At 36.5% G+C, this 22099-nt stretch carries 28 protein-coding genes; 6 read left to right on the top strand and 22 right to left on the bottom strand.

Annotated features, from left to right (window positions below; translation table 11 throughout):
- Positions 1–12: 12 nt before the first annotated feature.
- A complete protein-coding gene (locus tag B5473_RS21125; RefSeq protein ID WP_303047325.1) occupies positions 13–138 on the bottom strand; it encodes a hypothetical protein in 126 nt (41 codons plus the stop codon).
- Positions 139–303: 165 nt separating this feature from the next.
- Between B5473_RS21125 and B5473_RS16910 the strand changes: the two genes are divergently transcribed.
- Both B5473_RS16910 and B5473_RS16915 read left to right on the top strand, forming a co-directional pair.
- Complete coding sequence (locus B5473_RS16910) at positions 304–711, top strand: nuclear transport factor 2 family protein (RefSeq protein WP_079527276.1); 408 nt, start codon at positions 304–306, stop codon at positions 709–711.
- Positions 712–725: 14 nt separating this feature from the next.
- Positions 726–1199: a histone acetyltransferase gene (locus B5473_RS16915; RefSeq protein ID WP_254865360.1), complete on the top strand. Its 474-nt coding sequence runs from the start codon at positions 726–728 to the stop codon at positions 1197–1199.
- Between the two features lie 59 nt (positions 1200–1258).
- Here B5473_RS16915 and B5473_RS16920 read toward each other — a convergent pair whose 3' ends face one another.
- The 7 genes from B5473_RS16920 to B5473_RS16950 form a co-directional block, all read right to left on the bottom strand.
- Positions 1259–3058, bottom strand: a complete 1800-nt coding sequence (locus tag B5473_RS16920; RefSeq protein ID WP_079527280.1) for a S9 family peptidase — start codon at positions 3056–3058, stop codon at positions 1259–1261.
- 174 nt (positions 3059–3232) lie between these two features.
- Complete coding sequence (locus B5473_RS16925) at positions 3233–4006, bottom strand: hypothetical protein (RefSeq protein ID WP_079527282.1); 774 nt, start codon at positions 4004–4006, stop codon at positions 3233–3235.
- Between the two features lie 151 nt (positions 4007–4157).
- On the bottom strand, positions 4158–4547 hold the full coding sequence (locus tag B5473_RS16930) for a DUF2500 domain-containing protein (RefSeq protein WP_079527284.1): 390 nt from the start codon (positions 4545–4547) through the stop codon (positions 4158–4160).
- A 168-nt stretch (positions 4548–4715) separates the two neighbouring features.
- A complete protein-coding gene (gene thpR, locus B5473_RS16935; protein WP_079527286.1) occupies positions 4716–5282 on the bottom strand; it encodes an RNA 2',3'-cyclic phosphodiesterase in 567 nt (188 codons plus the stop codon).
- Positions 5283–5607: 325 nt separating this feature from the next.
- Positions 5608–5979: a hypothetical protein gene (locus tag B5473_RS16940; protein ID WP_079527288.1), complete on the bottom strand. Its 372-nt coding sequence runs from the start codon at positions 5977–5979 to the stop codon at positions 5608–5610.
- Entirely contained in the window at positions 5976–6179 is a 204-nt protein-coding gene (locus tag B5473_RS16945) for a helix-turn-helix transcriptional regulator (RefSeq protein ID WP_079528784.1), read from the bottom strand. Before B5473_RS16945 ends, B5473_RS16940 begins: the two co-directional genes overlap by 4 nt.
- 182 nt (positions 6180–6361) lie before the next feature.
- Positions 6362–6844 carry a nucleoside deaminase gene (locus B5473_RS16950; protein WP_079527290.1) on the bottom strand — a complete coding sequence of 161 codons (483 nt, stop codon included), beginning with the start codon at positions 6842–6844 and terminating at the stop codon, positions 6362–6364.
- 189 nt (positions 6845–7033) lie between these two features.
- On the opposite strand from B5473_RS16950, the gene pdxS reads away from it, so the two are divergent.
- Both pdxS and pdxT read left to right on the top strand, forming a co-directional pair.
- On the top strand, positions 7034–7918 hold the full coding sequence (gene pdxS, locus B5473_RS16955; RefSeq protein WP_079527292.1) for a pyridoxal 5'-phosphate synthase lyase subunit PdxS: 885 nt from the start codon (positions 7034–7036) through the stop codon (positions 7916–7918).
- Between the two features lies 1 nt (position 7919).
- Entirely contained in the window at positions 7920–8507 is a 588-nt protein-coding gene (pdxT, locus tag B5473_RS16960; RefSeq protein ID WP_079527294.1) for a pyridoxal 5'-phosphate synthase glutaminase subunit PdxT, read from the top strand.
- Positions 8508–8549: 42 nt separating this feature from the next.
- Here the strand turns inward: pdxT and B5473_RS16965 are convergent, their stop codons facing one another.
- Positions 8550–9803: an S-layer homology domain-containing protein gene (locus B5473_RS16965; RefSeq protein ID WP_079527296.1), complete on the bottom strand. Its 1254-nt coding sequence runs from the start codon at positions 9801–9803 to the stop codon at positions 8550–8552.
- Positions 9804–10133: 330 nt separating this feature from the next.
- Between B5473_RS16965 and B5473_RS16970 the strand changes: the two genes are divergently transcribed.
- Positions 10134–10661, top strand: a complete 528-nt coding sequence (locus B5473_RS16970; protein ID WP_079527298.1) for a DUF2179 domain-containing protein — start codon at positions 10134–10136, stop codon at positions 10659–10661.
- 95 nt (positions 10662–10756) lie between these two features.
- Here B5473_RS16970 and hydA read toward each other — a convergent pair whose 3' ends face one another.
- From hydA to B5473_RS17005, 7 genes are all read right to left on the bottom strand, one after another.
- Positions 10757–12181: a dihydropyrimidinase gene (gene hydA / locus B5473_RS16975; RefSeq protein ID WP_079527300.1), complete on the bottom strand. Its 1425-nt coding sequence runs from the start codon at positions 12179–12181 to the stop codon at positions 10757–10759.
- A gap of 33 nt (positions 12182–12214) precedes the next feature.
- The gene (locus tag B5473_RS16980) at positions 12215–13228 is read right to left on the bottom strand and encodes an NAD-dependent epimerase/dehydratase family protein (RefSeq protein WP_079527302.1); all 1014 of its coding nucleotides are present in this window, start codon (positions 13226–13228) and stop codon (positions 12215–12217) included.
- A gap of 33 nt (positions 13229–13261) precedes the next feature.
- Positions 13262–14518 (bottom strand): M20 family metallo-hydrolase, encoded by a 1257-nt coding sequence (locus B5473_RS16985; RefSeq protein ID WP_079527304.1) that lies wholly within the window; start codon positions 14516–14518, stop codon positions 13262–13264.
- Between the two features lie 21 nt (positions 14519–14539).
- Positions 14540–15595: an ABC transporter substrate-binding protein gene (locus B5473_RS16990; protein ID WP_079527306.1), complete on the bottom strand. Its 1056-nt coding sequence runs from the start codon at positions 15593–15595 to the stop codon at positions 14540–14542.
- A 23-nt stretch (positions 15596–15618) separates the two neighbouring features.
- Positions 15619–16470: an ABC transporter permease gene (locus B5473_RS16995; RefSeq protein WP_079527308.1), complete on the bottom strand. Its 852-nt coding sequence runs from the start codon at positions 16468–16470 to the stop codon at positions 15619–15621.
- Between the two features lie 11 nt (positions 16471–16481).
- Complete coding sequence (locus B5473_RS17000; protein ID WP_079527310.1) at positions 16482–17234, bottom strand: ABC transporter ATP-binding protein; 753 nt, start codon at positions 17232–17234, stop codon at positions 16482–16484.
- 129 nt (positions 17235–17363) lie between these two features.
- A complete protein-coding gene (locus B5473_RS17005) occupies positions 17364–18038 on the bottom strand; it encodes a FadR/GntR family transcriptional regulator (protein WP_176142099.1) in 675 nt (224 codons plus the stop codon).
- Positions 18039–18243: 205 nt separating this feature from the next.
- On the opposite strand from B5473_RS17005, the gene B5473_RS17010 reads away from it, so the two are divergent.
- Entirely contained in the window at positions 18244–18558 is a 315-nt protein-coding gene (locus B5473_RS17010) for a MerR family transcriptional regulator (protein WP_079527314.1), read from the top strand.
- 83 nt (positions 18559–18641) lie between these two features.
- Here B5473_RS17010 and B5473_RS17015 read toward each other — a convergent pair whose 3' ends face one another.
- From B5473_RS17015 to B5473_RS17040, 6 genes are all read right to left on the bottom strand, one after another.
- A complete protein-coding gene (locus tag B5473_RS17015; protein WP_079527316.1) occupies positions 18642–19100 on the bottom strand; it encodes an NUDIX hydrolase in 459 nt (152 codons plus the stop codon).
- 27 nt (positions 19101–19127) lie between these two features.
- Entirely contained in the window at positions 19128–19541 is a 414-nt protein-coding gene (locus B5473_RS17020) for a C39 family peptidase (protein ID WP_254865361.1), read from the bottom strand.
- 417 nt (positions 19542–19958) lie between these two features.
- On the bottom strand, positions 19959–20795 hold the full coding sequence (locus B5473_RS17025) for a hypothetical protein (protein WP_079527318.1): 837 nt from the start codon (positions 20793–20795) through the stop codon (positions 19959–19961).
- 44 nt (positions 20796–20839) lie between these two features.
- A complete protein-coding gene (locus B5473_RS17030) occupies positions 20840–21331 on the bottom strand; it encodes a fructose-bisphosphate aldolase (RefSeq protein WP_079527321.1) in 492 nt (163 codons plus the stop codon).
- Between the two features lie 11 nt (positions 21332–21342).
- Positions 21343–21795 carry a GNAT family N-acetyltransferase gene (locus B5473_RS17035; protein WP_079527323.1) on the bottom strand — a complete coding sequence of 151 codons (453 nt, stop codon included), beginning with the start codon at positions 21793–21795 and terminating at the stop codon, positions 21343–21345.
- A gap of 23 nt (positions 21796–21818) precedes the next feature.
- Positions 21819–22013, bottom strand: a complete 195-nt coding sequence (locus B5473_RS17040) for a hypothetical protein (protein WP_079527325.1) — start codon at positions 22011–22013, stop codon at positions 21819–21821.
- Positions 22014–22099: the final 86 nt, after the last annotated feature.

The raw sequence follows: 22099 nt of genomic DNA on the forward strand, positions 1-22099 counted from the left end.
TTTCCATACGTATCATAGCCAATCTTTCACATATGCAACCAATCCTAACACTCCACCTATCGCAGCCCCAATAAATACAGGAATAATAAAACTTTGCTTTTTGTATTCACTATTCTTTGAAATAACTTTTTCATTCATTAAAATATCCCCCCTTTATAAAATATACGATCTGGTTCTATAGAAGTTTCAAAATTCTGTTAAAATAATTAAAATTAATTCCCTGTAATTTTAATTTAGAGGATTTAACTTGAAAAATCTAGAAATAAGTTAAGGTGTACATAATAAAGTTAGGTGGTAATTGTGATGATAGAAAATTTAAAAGAGCATTTACAGCAATTAGAGGAAAGTCATACCGGTTTAGAAGTTAGAAGGAGTAAAGAAAAGCTTGATGCCATTTTAGCAGATGATTTTTTTGAGATTGGCAGCTCCGGTTATATTTATGATAAAAAAGAGTGTCTTGAAAATGGTGTTGTTTTGACAGAAATGAAGCTGCACAACTACAAAATCTATCCGCTCGCTCATGACATTGTCTTAGCTACTTATTTTTTAGTTGATACAACTAGAGAAAGAAATACACTGCGTAGTTCGATATGGAAATTGATTGATGGGCATTGGCAGCTCTATTTCCATCAAGGAACGATAACGCCACTTCATTTAACTAGTTTTACTAGCAGTTCATCAAAAGAAAATTTGAATGTATCCAAATTATGAGAAGATGGCTTTGGGTGACATCAATCGGTGCCATTGTTTTAGGCTGGTTTATTTTCGATATGTGGCAAGAGTCTAGCAGAGATGCCATTATAGGAAAAGCTTTGAGCAGTAATATTGATACTATTTCAGTAACAGACTGCAAAACAAATGAAGAACTTTTAGTATTTACTAATGCGGATGCCGCTTTTATTCCTATGGTTGAAATTTATCGATTCCCCTATGTACAGTTGGAACGGCCAGATAATAAACTTTTTAAAGAAGAGCCATTGCTCGATATCGAATACTTACAAGAAAACGAAGTCAAGTATGTAGTGAGGGTCTATCAATTTGATAGTAAGCCAACACTAGAACTGCCTTTAGAAGACAGTTACATGTATTCACCTAAAAATAACGATAAAGTCTATCTTTTTGGAGTGAAAGGCAATGATCAGCTAATAGAAGTGAATGAAGGGTTAAAAACGCTAGTGGATATCATCACTTTAAATTAAAAAAAGCGACAATCACTCTGTATAATGATTGTCGCTTATTATATTTTATATAGTAAAATTTATGCTTTCACTTTAGATTCTACAAATTGGCTGAAGAATGAAAGGATTTTTTGGTAAACCGCAATTTCATTTTCTTTTTTAGAGAATCCATGACCTTCATCTTCAAGAAGCATATATTCGACTTCACGGCCCTTATCTTTCAACGCCTGCACAATTTGATCCGACTCCTCTTTTACAACACGTGGATCATTTGCTCCTTGGATAACGAGCATTGGTTTTGTCATTGTCTCTAAATACGTAATTGGAGAATATTCGATAAACTTTTCTTTGTCTCTTTCAGGATTTCCTACCCATTGATCCATCATCGGCTTCCAGTCTTCCGGAACCGAATTGACAAATGAAAACAAATCCGATGGTCCAAAGATATCGACTACCGCTTTGAAATAATCCGCATGACGTCCGTGAAGCAGTAAGGCCATATAGCCACCATAGCTTCCACCCATCAATAATATATTGCCCTTTTCTGCATAACCGTTGTCAATAAGCCAATCGAGACCTGCGACATTATCAAGTCGAGGACCATAACCCCAATCTCCGTTTACCATTTTCGTGAAAGCTAATCCATAACCTGTTGATCCACGGAAATTTGGCGCAAATATACTATAACCATTATTTAAAAAGAACTGGAACGAAGCTCTAAAGAATTTTCGCTCTGCAGCTTGCGGACCACCATGTGGCCAAAAGATGATTTCCCCATTATCATTTTCCTTTTTCGCTTTGAAGAATAAAGATTCAATTTCCAGCCCATCAAAAGAAGTATACGTAATGACTTCAGGCTCCACTAATTCGCTTTGTTCGACACCTGGAACTGTATATTGGGTAATAGAAGTCCACTCATTATCTGTAAATCGGTAAATATTAACCGGTTTAGTAGCACTACCGCCTAACATATATAAATTTCCTGACTTCGTCACAACAAGCTTATCGATCGTACTACATGGCGTTTGAATTTTCTGCCACTCATCTGAGGACAAATTATACATGTATACAGTATCTTCTACACCTTTTTCACTAACAATATATAAGCGCTGTTTGTGTTGGTCATATTTTAAAGTAGTGAAGCTTTCATGCTCTATATCTTTTACTTTAATAAATTCATTTGTTTCTAAATTATAGGAAGCTAAGTATGTAAAATCTGCGTTGTAGTCCGTTAAAAAATAAATAAGATCATCTGTTGCGAAACATGCATCACTAACCGTGTGCTCGGAATCGGTAGACGGTGTCAGCAAAATATGGTCATTCGCCCGTTTTGCATACAACAGTGTATGTGTATTTGAATACGCCGTCATATAAAGGAGGGTTTCTTCATTCGAGCTTAAACCAACTGTTAACGTAGGTGTCGTTTTTCCTTCTAAAACTAATTCTTCTGCCCCTGTTTCCAAGTCATATTTATAAGTATTTAAAAAAGAAGGATTTCCTTTTGAAGAAGTGTAATAAAGCCTTTTCCCGTCTTCTGAAAGGATCATTCCAGTATTGCGCGTTCCTTCTTCATGAATAATTGGTTGTAATGTACCGCCATGTAGAGGCAACGCGTAAAATTGTGTATTTTCATTACCATCATCATCAAAACCTGCAATGATGAATCGTCCTTGTTTATCATATAAAAGACCATGACAGCTCTGGTTTTTGAATGTCAGCTGTGTCGGGAATGTACTTGGCAGATTCATTGCCCATAAGTTATACTTTCCGCTTAAATTTGTACTGAAAACAAGTTGTTTTTCATCAGGACTTACCGCAAAATCCCCTATTGAAAATGTCCTTAAAAATTGCTCTGCCCCTGGTTTAGGAAATGAAACCATATTGAATACTCCTCCTTTATAATAAAAAACTGAATTAATACTAAATTACCATAAATAAACTATTATAGAAACAAATAAGTAATTCACAAGAAAATTGTAAGCATTAATTCCTAATTACCAACTAAAAAAGCAAACCCGTACGATGCGAAGTTTGCTCTTTGAATAGTTAACTATTTATTTAAATTTCACAATCCAAGGTAATGTTTGTTCACCAAAATCCGTCATCGCATATAAATAATTTTCCTTTTGCCATTTCGCCATTGTGCCTGTTTGTTCGGCATCTACATGTAAATAACCATAATCTTTTGGTACAGGAAGCATGTTCGATTCTAAAAACTCAACCGTTTCTTTCGCCGTGGCTATGCTTTCTTCAGCTTTTTCTGTCAATGACCGTGCAATAATTGCCCAACGCCCTTCATTCCAACTAGTAAATAGAGAGCCAGCCCCGGCATCCTGGTAACCTGTAATTCCATATCCTAAATCGACAGCTTGTCCACTATCGAAAACGGTTTGATCAATCTCTTCACTCGCTAAATCATTTGAATCATATTTGGTAATTGTTAATTGACCGATGTAAGTCCCATCTTGTTTAATCGCCTTATCGTTTACCGACATTTTAGACGAAGTTTCATAGAAATTTAATGTTATGGCATTACTATCAGTCGTTGTAATCGCAGTTAAATAACTGCCCTTTGAAACGGGAAAATCAGTTGGTATATCGACATCCCAATTGCTCGGAATAACACTTTGAAAATCTTCTGCCGGTTGACTCGAACCCGATACTTCCTTACTCGGAGAATTTGTTGAATCTACTTCACTAGACTCTGTATCTACTTCACTAGACTTTGTATCTGCTGCAGTATCCGGTTCGGCTGTTGCACTATTATTTGTCTCTTCACATGCTGCTAGTAGTAAAAAGCTTAAGACAAATGGTACATATTTTTTCAAAATCTCACTCCTAAAGTTTGGCTTGTATAAAGTATCATACATTTTTCAAAATACATGTTCAAATGATGCGTAGCAAATTAATACAAAAAAGCGCGATTCTAATACAGAATCGCGCTAATCTTGTATCACCGAGCTTCACAAAATACGGTTGCTACATTCGAGTAAAGTCAAGATATCTTGTTCCTTGGAAAGTTAACTTGCCGATATCCCCTTCTGCAAGCATACCGTACTCCTTCCCCGAAACGTGAAACTCTGATCGGTCACCACTTTCGAACTCAAATGTAATGAAGTAATTTGTAGAGGTACTGTGCGAGTGATGGTTATTATCATGATGGTGGTGGGTATGTCTCGTTACATTTGTTCTTTTAACTTTTACGATGGCCGGAACTGTTAGCCGAGGTGAGTTCTCATTTTTCTTCCATTGCTTGAAACTACTGAATACCATCCCAATTATTGAGATAAATATGATAATAAAAATAAGTGCGATAAATATTGGTCCGAAGTTGAATAACCAATCCCCACTTCCTGGCATATCATACATGAAATTCCCCCTTGCTATGATATTTAAATTATACGAATAAAATGGAAGAAAGTTTCAGAAGGATGATTGAATCCCCGGCATTTTAACTTCACCATATAATTAAAAACGAGCGCTGATTCTTATTAAAGAATCGCACCCGCGCACCATACACTATGGAAATGTAGATCTTCATACTAATGAAAACGACGCCACTGGTTCATATTTCGGTGTATTTTCCACATTTGATTTATATAGGACGATTTCATTTACTTCAAAAGTTAAAGGTTTTTCTTTAAATGGGTTATACTTGACTAAGTTGTCCGCTACGAAATCTTCATTAACTCCCCATTTTCTGGCCAATGTAATGTGTGGATTATAAGGGCGTGTTTCTAACTTAAAACCTTCATCTAGACAAGTTTGATGGACAATCTCCTGAATTTTATATAAAGCATCTGATTCACTAACTGCCCCCCAAAATATACGCGGTGATTTTTGTGCTCCAAACACACCCAGTCCTTTAATATCTAACGTAAAAGTTTTTTGATTCTTTATGGCCTCCCCAACTGATCCAATAACGGATGTAAGTTGTTTTGGATTTACAGCTCCAAGAAAAGCAAGCGTTATATGATAATCATCTAAATCCACCCATCGCTTAAACTGGAAGATTGGTTTTATTCGTATCAGTTCCTCATAAATGGTTTGTTTTACTTCATCCGGAATCCGAACCGCCCAAAAATAGTGCGCCACTCTCTCCATATCCTTTCACCTCTTTAATAACAGTAATACATATACAATGATGAACTATAAATTTACCACTTTCTATTACTGAAGCCTCCGTTTTGAGGATGGTATTCTGCTAACCTTAAAAGTAATGTACAAAATTAAGCCAAATGCAATCCCACCCAGTAGAATTAAACCAAATTCAGCTAGCACCATCACCGATATAGCAGTAATGATGATCCCTAATATAATAAACAAAAATATTTGCATAATGTTTTCCCCTTTCAAAATCACCTGTATCTTGTTTAAGAATGGTTAGGTGCAATTAGCACAGATTACGTTGGGAATATGTACAGATCCACTAAATACGTTTCGAATAAAAAATCATCGTTAGAGGAATGGAAGTAACCATAATACAAAATAAAATCGTTAAAACTTCTGATCCACTTAAAGTATTAGCTACTGTAATAAATAGCAGTGTAATTGTTGCAAACAGCGTAAAATAGTTTGCTGTCATACTTTTACCTATAATTTCTTTTGAACGCTCGTCTTTCGGAAATAAATGTGGTGATAAATAAGCCATCATTAATGCACTTGTTCCCAAGAAAAAAGTCATTACACCTACTGGAAATTCACCATTTGCAATATAAGGGTAATTAATATAAATACTTAATGGAACCATAATAATTCCTAAAAATAAGTATGTTCGTTGATTTTTCCGAGCTTCTTTCATTCAGTTTCCCCCTCATAAATAAATATATCTTCAATATTACAATTGAAAATTTCTGCCAATTTAAATGCTAAAATAATCGACGGATTATATTTTTCTTTTTCCAATGAAATAATAGTTTGTCTAGAGACAGAAAGTTTTTCTGCCAATTGATCTTGCGTCATACTGTGTTGAGCGCGTAAAACCTTAATATTATTTTTAATAATAAATCCTCCCTGCATGTAAAGTAAGTTTTACTTAAAGTAAAGTTTACTTTACATATTGCTGAATTGCAAGTCATCAAAAAATATCTACTTTCATCTCAACAACTAAATAAAAACAAGCGCTGATTCTTATAACAGAATCGCGCTTACTTAACATCCTATTGACCTTCTCCATATTTTATTCATCGTCTTATTTCGTGAAACTGGCGATGAAGTTGATGGACTTCCTCTGCTAGTTCCGGAACAGGCCCATCTACTATTGCATCTTTAATAACTTCTTGAATAGATAAATTGCGTACACGTGAAGGGGCTTGGCCGAATTCTGCTAGCCACTTTGCCAATTGTTTAGAAGAACTTGCATAAACAATCCGTCCTAGCCCTACCCAGCCATGAGCAGCGGCGCACATCGGACAATGTTCCCCTGAAGTGTATACTGTTGCTTTGCTTCTTTCTTCAGGTTCCATATTATTTGCTGCCCAACGCGCTATTGCAAACTCGGGATGCTGTGTGTGGTCACCACCTGCTACGTGATTATGATCTTCAAAAAGTACTTCTCCCTCAGCGGAAACAAGTACTGATCCAAATGGTTCGTCACCTTTTTCAAGGGCAATTTTTGCTAATTCTACACAACGTTGTAAGTGTTTTAAATCTGTATTATTTATCATATTAGTATCCTCCTTAGCCTGTAAGTAGAAACCTTTTCAAACATCATTATAACAGAATTATTAGACTGTTTTATGCCCATGTCTCCTGGTATCCCTTATCTGACCTTATAGTTTTCTATGAAGTTGGCTATTTTAATATGGTCAATTTTCATTATACTAAGAGTCATTACAGGAATGGAGGTTATTTACATGGTACAAGTTGGAACTAATCGAGTAAAACGTGGAATGGCAGAAATGCAAAAGGGCGGCGTAATTATGGATGTCATTAATGCTGAACAAGCGAAAATCGCGGAAGCTGCAGGTGCAGTAGCAGTGATGGCGCTGGAACGTGTGCCTTCCGATATACGAAAAGCTGGCGGTGTTGCCCGTATGGCGGATCCGCGGATTGTCGAGGAAGTGATGAATGCCGTCACAATTCCGGTTATGGCAAAAGCACGAATTGGTCACATTGTAGAAGCACGTGTATTAGAGTCAATGGGTGTGGACTATATCGATGAAAGCGAAGTTTTAACACCGGCTGATGAGGAATACCATTTACTTAAGAGTGATTATACTGTGCCCTTTGTTTGTGGTTGCCGTGATTTAGGAGAAGCAGCGCGACGTATTGGTGAAGGGGCCTCTATGCTCCGTACGAAAGGTGAACCAGGTACAGGCAACATCGTGGAAGCAGTTCGTCATCTTCGAAAAGTTAATGCTCAAGTACGCCGTGTTGTTGGAATGAATGTGGATGAATTAATGACCGAGGCAAAAAATCTAGGAGCCCCATTTGAATTACTATTGGAAATTAAGCGTTTAGGACGTTTACCTGTTGTGAATTTTGCCGCGGGTGGAGTGGCAACTCCTGCAGATGCTGCGTTAATGATGGAGCTTGGTGCAGATGGTGTGTTTGTTGGTTCCGGTATATTCAAATCAGAGAATCCCGAAAAATTTGCGCGTGCTATTGTGGAAGCAACAACGCATTATACAGACTACAAACTGATTGCTGAAATCTCAAAGGAACTTGGAACGCCGATGAAAGGAATTGAAATAGCTACCCTGAATGTTAATGAACGTATGCAGGAGCGTGGCTGGTAATATGGCAAAAATCGGAGTACTTGCATTACAAGGTGCGGTAAAAGAGCATATTCAGCAAATCGAGCTTCTTGGGCATGAGGCTGTTGCAGTGAAAACGAGCAATGATTTGCGTGATATTGACGGTCTTATTTTGCCTGGTGGAGAAAGTACGACAATCGGTAAAATGTTAGAACGAAATGACTTGTTGGAACCTATAAAGGCAATGGCACAACAAGGTGTTCCAATGTTCGGGACATGTGCCGGTCTTATACTGTTGGCCAAAAAAATTAGGAATTCCAAAACCCCTCACCTCAGTTTAATGGATGTGGAAGTAGAAAGAAATTCTTTCGGGCGACAAGTAGACAGCTTTGAAGTTCCATTATCAATTCCATCAATTGGTGATGAAATAACAGCAGTTTTTATTCGAGCCCCGCATATTGTATCGATCGGTGAACATGTTGAAATACTCGCTACATATGAAGAACGAATTGTACTAGCTAGAGATGGGCAATTTTTAGGCTGCTCTTTTCACCCTGAACTGACCGATGATGTACGTATACTTGAATTTTTTATCGGTATGGTAAATGAATTTATAAATGTCCCTAGATAGATGAAAAAAGAAGCACAATTCTGTGCTTCTTTTTTTGCTGGATTATTTGTCCAAGCCTTTTTCATGAATTCGATAAATCATAGCAGCCATATGTGCTCTCGTTGTCGGGTTATTTGGACCAAATCGGCTAGCGGTATAGCCAGCTATAATTCCTTCTTGTTTCATCGTTTCAATCGCAAGTGATGCCCAAAAGTTTTGGTCCACATCTTTAAATGAAGTTACACCCTTGTTGGCAGAATGGCTATAAAATCCGGCATTATAGAAGATTTGAGCCATTTGCGCCCTAGTTAAAAATGTATTAGGTGAAAAACGTCCATCCCCGATTCCATTAATTATTTTATGTTGTGCTACTAAACGAATTGAGTCTGATGCCCAAAAGCTCTTTTCGACATCACTAAATGAAATATCTTTATTTGTTATAGTCAGCGCTAAAAAGTTACTAATAATAGCAGCTGCCTGAGCTCTTGTTATTGATTGATTCGGTTTATATGTACCATCAGGATAGCCGGAAATCCAGCCTTTTTCAGTTAAGAATAGAATCTGTTGTTCAGCCCAATGTCCACCTATGTCTTTTAAAGTTCTCTCATCAAATTGATATAATTCACGTTTGTCCATAATGGAGCCTACTTTATTGCGATAGTATTCCCCGCCCAAATGGATATAGCCGGCGTCGGCAATGTCGAACAAATATTCTTTGGATGCCCGCTCATAACCCCATCCTTTTTTCATTCTTTCTTCGTAATTGTTTTTTGCAAACCGGTATCTATCGTTTAACAGTAAGTTTCCTGCCAAATAATCGACCGCTTCTTTATAGGAACTGAAAGCTCGATACCAGTTATCCCTTCTTTTACTTTCATCGTATATTTTACGATCTTGTCCATAATCTGTTAGGACAGGAACCGGTTCATAATCTTCATCAGGTTGTCCCTTCAACTGCCATGCATTCTTCGGATTATATCCCCAAACCTTTATACCGAAAAGGTTATTTGCATTTATTGCTATTCTTGTTGTGCCATAGCCGCTTTCCAGAGCAGCCATTCCAATAATCGCACTAGCAGGAATTCCCCACTTTTCACTTGCTTTCATTGCATATGTAGAAATTTCATTAATAAAGTCTTCCTTCATTTTCGTTGAAGGATATTCGTATGTAGATAAGTAGGCGTTACTATTTCTTCCAGACTTTTCATCTTCAAAGGGGAGAAGGTTTACCCCTTTTGCACTCGTGGTTAACGAGCTGCAATTTAAAACTAGTAAAAAAATTGATAGTGATAGTAATACTCTGATTAATTTCGCCAAATTCATAACTCCTTAAATATTCAAATAATAGTCTCGGACACTTCCATCATAGCAGTTTTTTATTAGACTTAGTGCATAAAATATCATTTTATTAATACTAATTGATGGTTATATTTCCGAACTTTACCTATGTTGAACCCCCTTTCCGAAACAAAAAACCATCATTTATCCTGTTGGACAAGTAATGGTTAGAAGGGATTAATTTAATAAATGCAATTGATTCTATCTTCTTTTCATAGCATTTACTCAAATAATTAATAAGAATATAAATTTCATATTAGGGTAGAAGTAGAAAAGTAAAGTAAATTTTTAAATGAAAGAGGGGATTTTATGCAGGAAATAATCCTAATTCTGGTCATACAGCTCGTATACGTGCCGTTAATGACATTACGTACAATTTTCTTAGTCAAAGACATGAGACTTCTTGCTTCAATTTTTGGGTTTTTAGAAGTTCTTATTAACGTATTTGCACTTTCTATCATTTTTAGTGGTGATCAGAACTTTATTGCGATGATTGTGTATGCACTCGGATTTAGTATTGGGATACCTATCGGAACAATGATTGAAAACAAACTGGCTATTGGTTATGTCTCTGTAACAATCAATACGCAGCAAAAAAACCAGGAATTGATCGAAACATTAAGAAACAGTGGTTTTGCCATCACGACGTCTGTCAGTGAAGGTCGTGACAGTGAACGTTATAAATATGAAATTCTCGCTAAACGAAACCGAGAAAAAGAATTATTCGCCCTTGTTGAATCGATTGAACCAAAGGCATTTATCATTTCATATGAGCCAAAATCATTCAAAGGCGGTTTCTTAGTCGATCGTATGCGTAAATTTAAGCTTCGACGATAAAATAAAAATGAGCTAGATTCAATGATTCTAGCTCATTTTTTATGTTCTTTATAATGTTCATAAACTAGGAGAACCCATGCTTTATCTATCTCCTTTTATAGTACGCTTTCTAACTCCTCTTTCTTTTCAAAACCTTCATAGCATAAGCCGTATGGTTTCCCAGGGATAAACGTCCCTTGACCTAAGCGTCCAACATATTTGCCATCTTCAACGGCTAATTGACCACGTAAGAATACTTTGTCCACCTTCCCTTCTTGTTTAAGCCCTTCGTAAATATTGAAATCAACTCCCTGTAAGCTTGTTTCATTCGAAATAATTGAAACAGGCGTAGGATCATAAACTACAATATCAGCATCAAACCCAACTCCAATATGACCTTTACGGTGGGCAATACCATTTATTTTCGCTGGGGTTGTTGCATATAAATCTACTAAACGTTGACGGGAAATCTTGCCGGTATTTACACCATATGTCCATAATATTCCCAGACGGTTTTCAACACCTGGCGAACCGTTTGGAATGTTTGTGAAATCGTCAATCCCCATTGTCTTTTGCTTTTCCCAGTTAAATCCGCAATGATCAGAGCTAACAGCATTTAACCAGCCTTTATTAACAGCATTCCACAATGCTTCACGGTCTTCTTCTTCACGTAGTGCAGGTGAGCAGACATATTTTGCACCTTCAAAATTAGGACGGGCTAAATCTTCTTTGTCTAACATTAAATAATGGGTACACGTTTCACCATATACCGGTGTACCTTTGATGTACGCATCCCGAATGACTTCCATAACTTCCTTTGCTGTTACGTGAACGATATATACAGGTGCGCCAGCTAAATTCGCTAAATGAATGACACGCTGTGTAGCCTCTACTTCAACAAGTGTAGGTCTTGAAAGTGCATGATAATAAGGATCCGTTAAGCCTTTTGCTATATATTCCTGTTGAAGAATATCGATAACATCTGCATTTTCTGCGTGAATCATTACAGTAACACCGACATCTTTAGCTGCTTTTAATGCTTTAAAGATGGCTTCGTCATCACTGTGAAATGGTAAGCCTTTATACGCCATAAATAGTTTTAAGGTTGGTAGTCCCTTGTCTACTAAGCTTGGAATTTCTTTAAAAAGTTCATCTGAAGGTTCACAAACAATTCCATGGAACGAATAATCGACCATTGCGACATCTTTTACCTCATTTTCTTCATATTCAAAGATCGTTTCAGCAATACCTTTTCCTGGTGCTTGGTTCACGAATTCGATAACTGTCGTAGTGCCTCCAACAATTGCAGCGTTACTAGTATCAAATCCTTGCACGCGTGCCCCTTTATAATCAAAAGAGTAGTGGACGTGCTGATCGACTCCTCCTGGTAAGACATACTTTCCTGAAACATCTATAACTTGGTCTGCTTCAAGTAAAAGATTTTTCCCGATTGCCGCGATTTTTTCATCTTCAATTAAAATATCGCCTACATATTCATCTGTACTCGTTACAATTGTCCCGTTTTTTAATAAAATACTCATAGATTATGCCTCCCAGTTTCCTTTAATTTTGTTTTATTTGCTCACTATTTGTTGATCTGCAGGTATCGACCAAAATAATGACGTTTGATCCAACCATTCCATATAGTTTTCAAACGCTTCATTTAAACTGTATTGCGGTGTGTAACCTTCTGCTTTCAAACGATCAATTGCTAATTGCTGAATGTCTCGTTCACCGAAATAATCTACATTCCATAACTTTGAATCTTCCTGTAATTGATAGTGAAAGTCCGGAAATTTCCGTTTCAAAAGCTCACACCAATCTACGATGCTCCATACTTGGCCAGAGCCAATATTATATATATCTTCTTTTAGCTCCTTAACTTGTATTAAATGATAAATAGCTGCAGCAACGTCCTTACTATAAGTCCAGTCTCGTACGCCTGGTCTTGGTAGATGAATCGTTGTTTTTTCATAAGCTGCTTTAGTCACTTGAAATGGTACGGATAATGTTTGACGTAATCCCGTATAATGCTCCCAAGCCCCGAATACGTAGCCTAACCGGCAAACGGTCAATGGTAAATCGTATAGGGTTTTATAGCGAAGGGCTAAACGCTCCCCCGCATATTTTGTTATTTCATATAAATTGACTGGTAATGGAATTGATTTCTTCTCATCTAGTAACGGATCGATATAACCCGTCTCCCCATAAACGGTACAGGAACTAATATAGAAAAACTTTTCAATTCCCACTTTTTTAGCTGCTTCTAATACTGATAGCGTACCGTTGTAATTAATAGAAGAAATTTTTGAAAATGACTTCATTTCATGTTCAATATCCGGAGTGATAGCAGCTGCATGAATCAAGCTTTTAATGTTGTATTGATTCAGCGTTTGTATGAGTGTATCTCCATTTAAAATATCTCCTTCAATATAGAAATATTGGCCTGCTTTCCTGTGAAATAATATTTCCGCTTCTGTTGGAACAGGTGTAAGTGAATAATTCACTACATCCATTCCGGCATCCAAAATTTTTTCTATAATATTTATTCCTACAAAACCTGAACCACCTGTAATTAAAACTGTCACCTGCCACCCCTCCTGCCACTTAAACGTATCCTCTTATTGTGGAACTAATTCAGCAATTTTAGATGAAATATTTAATGCCGATTGATATAGCAATTCTGTGCCCAATGCTAAATCTTCATAGCTCGCATATTCAGCAGGGTTATGGCTGATGCCATCTTTGCAACGGACAAAAATCATTCCTACATCACAAATACTTGCCATGACAGTTGCATCATGGAATGGACCACTCATCATAATTGGACAGTCCAAACCAAGTTGCTCACTTTCTTCTTTAATAGCAGCTTGAATCCAGTCTGCGATAGCTACCGGCGATTGATTTGTATCTTCTACTATCGAAGAAGATACATTAAATTCGGCTGCTACCTCATTAATCATCATACGTATCTGTTCTTCATAGGCATTACGACGTTCTAAATCGATATCACGTAAGTCGATTGTAAATTCCACTTTTTCAGGAATAATATTTGGTGAATCCGGGAATACGCGGATACTACCTACTGTCGCTACGGTTGGTACGCCCTCTTGAGCCCTTACAATTCTATTAATTTCTGTAACCATTTTAGAAGCTGCCAATAAAGCGTCCTGGCGCATATTCATCGGTACAGAACCTGCATGTCCAGCAAAACCTTCTACTTCAACAGTTAACCAAAGTGGACCGGCGATTCCTTTTACAATTCCAATCGGCTTATTATTTACATCTAAATATGGGCCTTGTTCAATATGAAGCTCTAAAAATGCACCTACTGCCCCTTTCGGATAAACAGATGCTTCTAATTTATCCGGATCACAACCGAAGTCGATTAATGCTTGACGTCTTGTAATTCCTTGTTTATCTGTTCGTTCGAGCTCACCTTCTTCAAAAAGACCTGCGATTCCTCGTGATCCAAATAGTCCCTTCTTAAAACGCCAGCTTTCTTCATCTGCAAATGAGATCACTTCAATCGGAACTTCCGGCTGAATTCCTTTATCAACCATAGTCAGTAAAACTTCAACTCCAGCTAATACACCAGATGTACCGTCAAAACGTCCCCCATAAGGTTGTGAATCTAAGTGTGATCCCATCACTAACGCCGGTGCATGAGGGTTTTTCCCTTCCAATCGACCAATTAAATTACCAAAGTTATCAACATGTACGCTAATACCTGCTTTTTCCAACCATTCCGTAACTGTCTCAAACGTCTGCTTTTCTTCTGGGCTTAATGTAGCTCGACATAGCCCTGTTTCGCCAATTTTCCCAAACTCTGAAACTACTTCAAACATATTTTCTAAACGTTTTTTATTAATCTCCATTTAATATCCCACCTTCATTTTTTATTTTAAAGCGTCTGCTGTGATTAACTCCGGGAACACTTCTTTTAATAATGTAAAGTCATGATATGATTCCACATCTGGTTTCTTAGGAATGTTGCCAACACTTAAGAAGTAATCCATGATCCCTTCACTGTTACTGTCATTCCAGTACGTATTGTCTACTTCCATTGAATAGAAGTTACGGTTCATGATTTCTGATAACTCTTCTTCTGTTAGACGTAATTCAGGTGATAAGATTTTTACAGCCTCTTCACGATTGTCATTAATGAAGTCTGTCCCTTTCTTCAGTGCACGAATTAAAGCCTTAATTGTGTTTGGATTTTTTTCTAAGAAATCATCTGTTGCAATTAATGTTGAGTGAACACTTAACCAGTTCACTTCACCTTGTTTTTCAGGTAAATTACTTTGACGACCACTTAAAATAAATTCTCCACCGGCTTGCGTACCTTTAGTAATAAATGGTTCCCACGCAGCTAATGCATCAATATCACCTCGTTGTAATGCAACTAAACCGTCACTTGGTGCTAAGTTGATGTAATCGATTTTACTGACATCTACACCTAATTCTTCACCCATACTTTTTATTGCGTAATAAACTTCAGCACCATTGGGCATCCCTACTTTTAATCCTTCTAAGTCTTTTGCACTTTCTAATTTCAAACCAGGCCGACTTACCATCGCTTGTGTACCAGCCATTTGGTCTAATACCGCAACTACTTTTACATTTACATCTGAAGCTGTGATTGTTAATGGTAAAAAGTTAGACATTAAACTGATTGGGGCACTCCCACCAGCAATCATTGATCCCATTTCAGGACCATTTTCGATTAAATGGTTTTTAACTTTTACACCCTCTTCTTCAAAAAAACCTTGTTTTTCGGCAATAATTTGAGCTGCTGAGATTTGAGCGTCACGTACCCCCATCAACGTCAACTCTTTTTGTTCAACCTCTGCGCCATTAGCTGAGCTACTTGAAACTTCCTCTTTTTCACTTCCACAAGCTACTAGCAACATTGTTAAGATTAATAAAGTAAAGATATGTTTAAATTTCTTCATCAATACCCCTCCTAGGTCAATTCTTATTTTTCAATGGCAGCATGTGCTCCACCTTTACGCCAGAATAAAATTCTATTTTTAAATTTGCGCAATAAGTAGGCAAATAAACTGTACTCTAAACCGATTAATACAATAGCGACAAACATATTCGAAATTTTGAAATAATTTCGGGCATCAACAATTATATAACCTAAACCACTCTCAGCTCCCATCATTTCAGAAACTACCAACGCGGAAAACGATAAGCCTAAACTTACTTCAACCCCTACAAGAATACTTGGAATCGCTGATGGGATTATTACCCGAGTAAATATTTGTTTCTGACTAGCACCTAAACTTAAAGCTGATCTTACTAGCGTAGAGTTCACTGACTTTAATCCGTCTAGCGTATACACCAAAACTGGAATAAATGTTGACCAAGCAATTAATAGCACTTTAGGAAACTCGCCAATACCAAACCAGATAATAAATAGTGGCAGTAAAGCTAATGCTGGAATCGGCCCTACTAAATTGATAATAGGTGCAATCCACGTTTCAACGAACTTAAAGCGTACCATGACAACCCCCATTGCAATAGCTGCCAAAACACCGATTGAAAAACCAACAATGATACGAAGCGTACTCGAAATAATACTGCTCGTAAGCATTCCTGTTTGTGCAAGTGCGTAACCATCAGCAACTACTAAAGTTGGAGGCGGTAAAAATACGGGGTTAAACCAAGCAAAATTCTGATTTAAGCGTCCAAATAATTCCCAAACAATAAAGAACGCTACGATTGGTAAAAATGCTTTTAAGGCAACCTTTGCATTAAAACTCTTTAACTTCACACTCTTTTTTTCGCGTGGTAAACTCTCAGTTAATGCTGCATCTTTCATATGCTTCCCTCCTAATCTCGTATTACTTGACTTGCATCCACTTCATCCATCAGTAATCCTTCAATTTCTGTCATCAATTCCGAAAAACGAGGATGATTGTAAGTACGAGGATGCTCAATACCCACGTCGTAAACTTTAGCAATTTGACCTTTTTTCATCACAACAACTCTGTCCCCTAAATGAATTGCTTCGCTAATGCTATGAGTAACGAAAATCACCATCGGCTTAAGCTCTTGGCAAATTTTCAATAATTCTTTACGCATCGTATCCCTCGTTAAAATGTCCAATGCTCCAAAAGGCTCGTCCATCAATAAAATTTCTGGTCCGCTTGCGAGAGCACGAGCAATTCCTACTCGTTGTTTCATCCCACCCGAAAGTTCATCTGGATAATGGTTGGCATAATCTTTTAAACCAATCATATTGAGATACTGCTCCGCTAATACTTTTGCTTCTTTTTCAGGCATCCCTTGTACAGTTAAACCAAAGGCAATATTCGTTAACACGTCATACCATGGAAATAAAGCGTGATCTTGGAAAACAACTCCTCTTGATTTATTAGGACCTGTTATATCTACTCCATCAACTTTTAACACCCCGGAATCAGCTTTCAAAAAACCTGCAATTAAATTTAAAAGTGTCGATTTCCCACATCCACTATGTCCTAGTACACATATTATTTCACTAGGCTTAACTGTAAGATTGATATCATTCAAAACCTGTTTAGCTCCGAATGATTTATTAATGCTTTCAACAACCAACTGCATAACATCATCCACCCTTCTCACTTACTAGTCTGTTACATCATATAGTCTGACTTATTAACGGTAATGGATAAGCTATAAGTGTTATCAGCAATAAATCTTATAGTCCGACTTATTGATTCTTAAAAACACTTATAACTCTTCCAGTAAACCTTTGACCTTTCGTAGATGTCTTTTCATATATATTTTGGCCAGTTCAGGATCTTTCGATTTGATACTTTCGATAATCTTTCGATGTTCAACTAATACGTGTTCTAATCTACCAGGCAAATAAATCGTTCTTTCCTGCAAGCGATCCATTGTCCCTTTCAGTGATTTCACAATATTGAACATCACTTCATTACGACTCATCCGCGCTAAAGCTAAATGAAATGCAACGTCCGCTTCAGCTGCTTCTTCCGGATTGTTTTCCATCCATCCGAGTAAATTCTCAAGCTCTAGAACATCTTTAGGGCTTGCTCTTTCTGAAACTAGTTCTACAATCGCAACTTCTAAAATTTCACGTGTTTCCATCAAATCCAAGAGGCTTTCTTCGTCAGTTCGTGGCAAGTAGATATTAGCCATTTCTAAAATTGAAAGTTTTCGGATGACCGTACCACTTCGCTTTTTCCGATCAACAATTCCTTGAATCTCAAGAATTTGTAAAGCTTCTCTAATGGAACTCCGACTCACCCCAAAGATTTTCGATAAATTTTCTTCAGACGGTAAAACTTCACCAGGTTGCAGGCTACCATTGATTAGTTTTTTTCGAATTTGTTCTACGATATTTTGGGAGATTTTTTCTACCGCAACACCTTCAAACTTCAACTTTATCACCTACTTCACTTTTCTAAAAAAGTATTAAGCTATGTATTGAATTTAAACGATTCACAATTCGAAAACATTAAATATGTCAGATTTTCTTACACACTTTTTCTAATTTTTCTAAATATTATTTATTTTTAGATTTTTTGTGTTATATTAAGTGACATATAATACTTTGCTTTTCTCTTATAAAAAGGAGGGATGTTATATGAAAGTAGACGATTCATTTAAGTATAAGAAAGTGATTAATATTGGTGTAGTTAGTGAACTGACGGGGCTTACCGAAAGGAAGATTAGGTATTACGAGGAAAGAAAACTTATATTTCCTGAGCGTAATGCTAGTGGAACAAGAAAGTATTCCTTTCAAGATGTGGAAGTTCTAGTTGCTATCAGCAATGAAGTAGAGGACGGTGTCAGTACATTTGAAATCCGTCAAAATATTATTAAAAAAGAAAAAAGAGCCAAAAAAATTATGACTCAAGGGCAGGTGAATGCACATTTTAAGTTATATAAAAATAATTAAAAACAAATGAGTGTGCAATGAATAGCAACACAATAAAAGTAACTGACAAAGTAACTAAGAAAACAAGCAGTATATTCCATGTCTTATTTAGCTAGCTCATCTTTACTTGTTTTCTGTTTTAGTCCTTCTTTAACGGCCCAATTCTGGTGGGCATGTATTAAGAGATCCCGGGCTTTATCTGTCTCAATCCATTTTATAAAATGGTCGTCATCAATGGGATCTTGAATTTTATTTAATAATTGTGCGAAGTAGAAATAGCCATCATTTAGAATAGGCTTTTTTTTAGTTGAGAGAAAAAAGCACTTTGCGTTCCCTATAAAAGGGCCGATCACTACGTTATATCCTGTTTCTTCAAGTATTTCTCTCTCCAAGCATTGCAAATGGTTTTCATGACCTTCAATCCCGCCACCCGGCAAAAAGTAATTACCCCTTGAAGTTTGGACTGTCAAGACTTCATTCATTGTTGAATTAAATATAACGGCATAAACCCCTTTTCTTAATTCATAATTAAGGCCTTTTAATTTTTCTCCAAATACTTTCACTATTTTCACCTACTGCTAATGGATTTGTTAGCTTGATTTTGCATCTACTGCTATATATGTATTGCTGTATGGAAGCGTGTGAATTCTCTTTACATCCCAAAGTATTTCAAACTCTTCAATCGGAACTTTTCGATTATAATTCTTCTGTTCTCCTTCATCATTTACTAAATGACTCAACGATTCTGAAAGGTAAATGTACTCTTTGTCATAGCCAATTACCGGGACAAAATGCAGATTTTTGAGATCCTTCTGTACTTTAATAAAAACAATTACTGGCGTTCCTTTACTGACTTCGGACTTTAATGTATTTATATTACCTTTATAATATTTAGTCTTAAATCCATAATTTCTTAACACAGTGCGTATCCCTTTTGGGTATACATTGCCTGCTCTTGTTTTGTTGGGAAATTGCTTATATAACGCTTCCCCTTCAGCATCCATACCAAAGTGACGAAGGAGATACGCTGTTGAAAATGCCGCGCACTCCGTACCTTTTTGGAAGCGATCCGATTCTCATGCTGAATCATGTAGGTAGTCGGAAAATCCTTTTTTCGTATAACCGGAATAGGTAAAGTCATTAAATAAGTATTAATGGACATTGAGATAATTACCCATAAAACAACTGAATTAATTATAATCATGTTACTCCACCAATATATGACTGCAATGTGTAACTACTTTTCTCTTTTTATCTTCTTAGAGTTTGCCAATAGCACAATTACCTAGAAATTATATATTCTCGAACTAGAAATTGAGAAGCAGTTAAATACATAAAAAAACATGAGGGTTTTAATTAACACATTTCTCCATCTCATATTTAACAGCATCCTTTAAAGTTAGTGAGTTACTATATTTGATTTAAATTATGTGTAATTGCGTTTTCATTCTCTCCTCAAAATCTGGATGTCCCCAATAAAGCATTGCGTTCTCAATACCTTCCTCATCTACTAAATGCTTTACTAAAAGATAAGCAATGTAATAACCAAGCCGGCTATAGCCAAAAGTTTGACCACCGTTAATCGAAAACCATTCTTTAAATATTGCTGCTGTTGTACTTTGATCGATATCATGCTGAAAAGTATTAATAATGGTTTTTGTATTTTCTACACAAAATGAAAGCCACTCTGGATCAGGTTGATAAGCAAAATAAATATCTTGGTCTGCATTTACTACTAATGTTGATAAATAAGTCGCTACCCCCTCTTGCAATAGCCAGGTGAACGGGTTATACCATTGTATATCTTTTGCATCTATCCCATTATGTGTAGTGAAAAGATGATGGGCTGCATGGCCAAATTCATGTGCAATTATTACATTTAGGCCATCTTCATTCGGTTCAAACTTTTCAACACAAAAAGCAATATGAGGATCCATGGAACGATAAGTATAAGCATTCGAACCACCTAGACCGACAAAAATATAAACATCTTTTGAAAACTTTATCGGAAATCGCTTTTCGTATTCCTTTATAATTTGAGGTGTTAGCGACTTCAATTTTTCCGTAATCCAGTTCATTTGCTCAATCTTGTCTGGTTGTGTCTTTAACGCATTATCAAATTTCAGTTCTTTATTGTGACAATGATTTTCAAAGTAATAACTATAAATTTCAGGATGTTTGTTAAAATAATTTTCGTAATACACTTTTGAAGGTTCATACTGATTCAGAAATGGACTTGCCAGATCGTATATTTTCATAAAGATTTCTCCAATCTTTTAATTAATCATTTCCAGCCATGCACTTATTTAAAATCAACTAAATCTCCAATTTTATATTGTTCTGTCGCGATTTCGCCATCATTGTTTATGCTTACTTCAAAAATAATTCTGTTCAATGCCTCTCTCATTGATTCTTCATTTAATCCTTTAGAATAAAAGACAAATTCCTGCGCATGCTTTGCAAAATTCTCGCTCTCATTATTTTGTTCACTACCGCCTCCAAACCAATACCTGTCTGTAGCATCAACTGAATCGATCGCTTCTTTCCAACTATCGCTAAATGCGAATTGAACTTTCTGACCGGCTACATCATTTACTTTCACGTTAATTGTAAATTTCCTGAAATTATCAATTTGGGGATTTTCTAATTCATGTGTTCCAACACTCTCAAATTCATCCTCAGTCAAATGTGATATTACGGCTTCAATTGTTGTAGTAGGTTCTGCACGAAAACTGCATGCAGTCGTAATGAGTATTACGGAAAACAAACAGAGTAAAAAAGTGAATTTTTTCATACTTATCCTCCCTATAACTCTTTCGATAACCTGATCATATCGATACACTGGATGCCATTCTCGTATATTTCTTCGGAATAATGCTTAATAAAATAGTTATGATCAACTGAAACAATTCGAAAACCGCATTTTTGATATAACGCCAATTGCCCAATGCTTGAATTTCCAGTACCAATTTCTATCGTCTTATACCTCTGTGTTTTGGCTACATGAATGGCATCATTCACTAATGTTTTCCCAATCCCTTTTCCCTGATGAGCTTTGGCTACTGCTACATTGACAATTTCTACAGTTTTCGGTCTTGTCGGCAACAGGACATAGACGCCAATGATTTGCCCCTCACTTTCAGCTATAAAACAATCGCCCTTTGATACATAATCTTCTACGATACTTTTTGAAGGGTCCGCCAGTAGCAATAATTCCATTGGTACATTTTCGTGTTTTTCCAGCCTTTTAATCTCCACACTTATCCCCCATTATTTCTCGATCAGTTTTGTTTGTTGATATCTTTTTCTAATTCTTTTTCAATGTCTTCATTACTTAAGTTAGGTTTATCTTCCTCAATCTTATATTTATTTTTAATCAAAATTCCAAGTTCCGAATAATTAATCCCATGCTTTACCGCCAAAAATACAACGATATAAATCAAAAAACCTAAAACGGCAAATGATAATAAATCCATGTAATCCTCTCCTTATATTATAAATTTTACCATAATTGTAGAGTCATATTTGGTGAAAACAAAAAACCAGATGGCTCAGTTCCATC

This window comes from Solibacillus isronensis (genome assembly GCF_900168685.1).
Classification (GTDB): domain Bacteria; phylum Bacillota; class Bacilli; order Bacillales_A; family Planococcaceae; genus Solibacillus; species Solibacillus isronensis_A.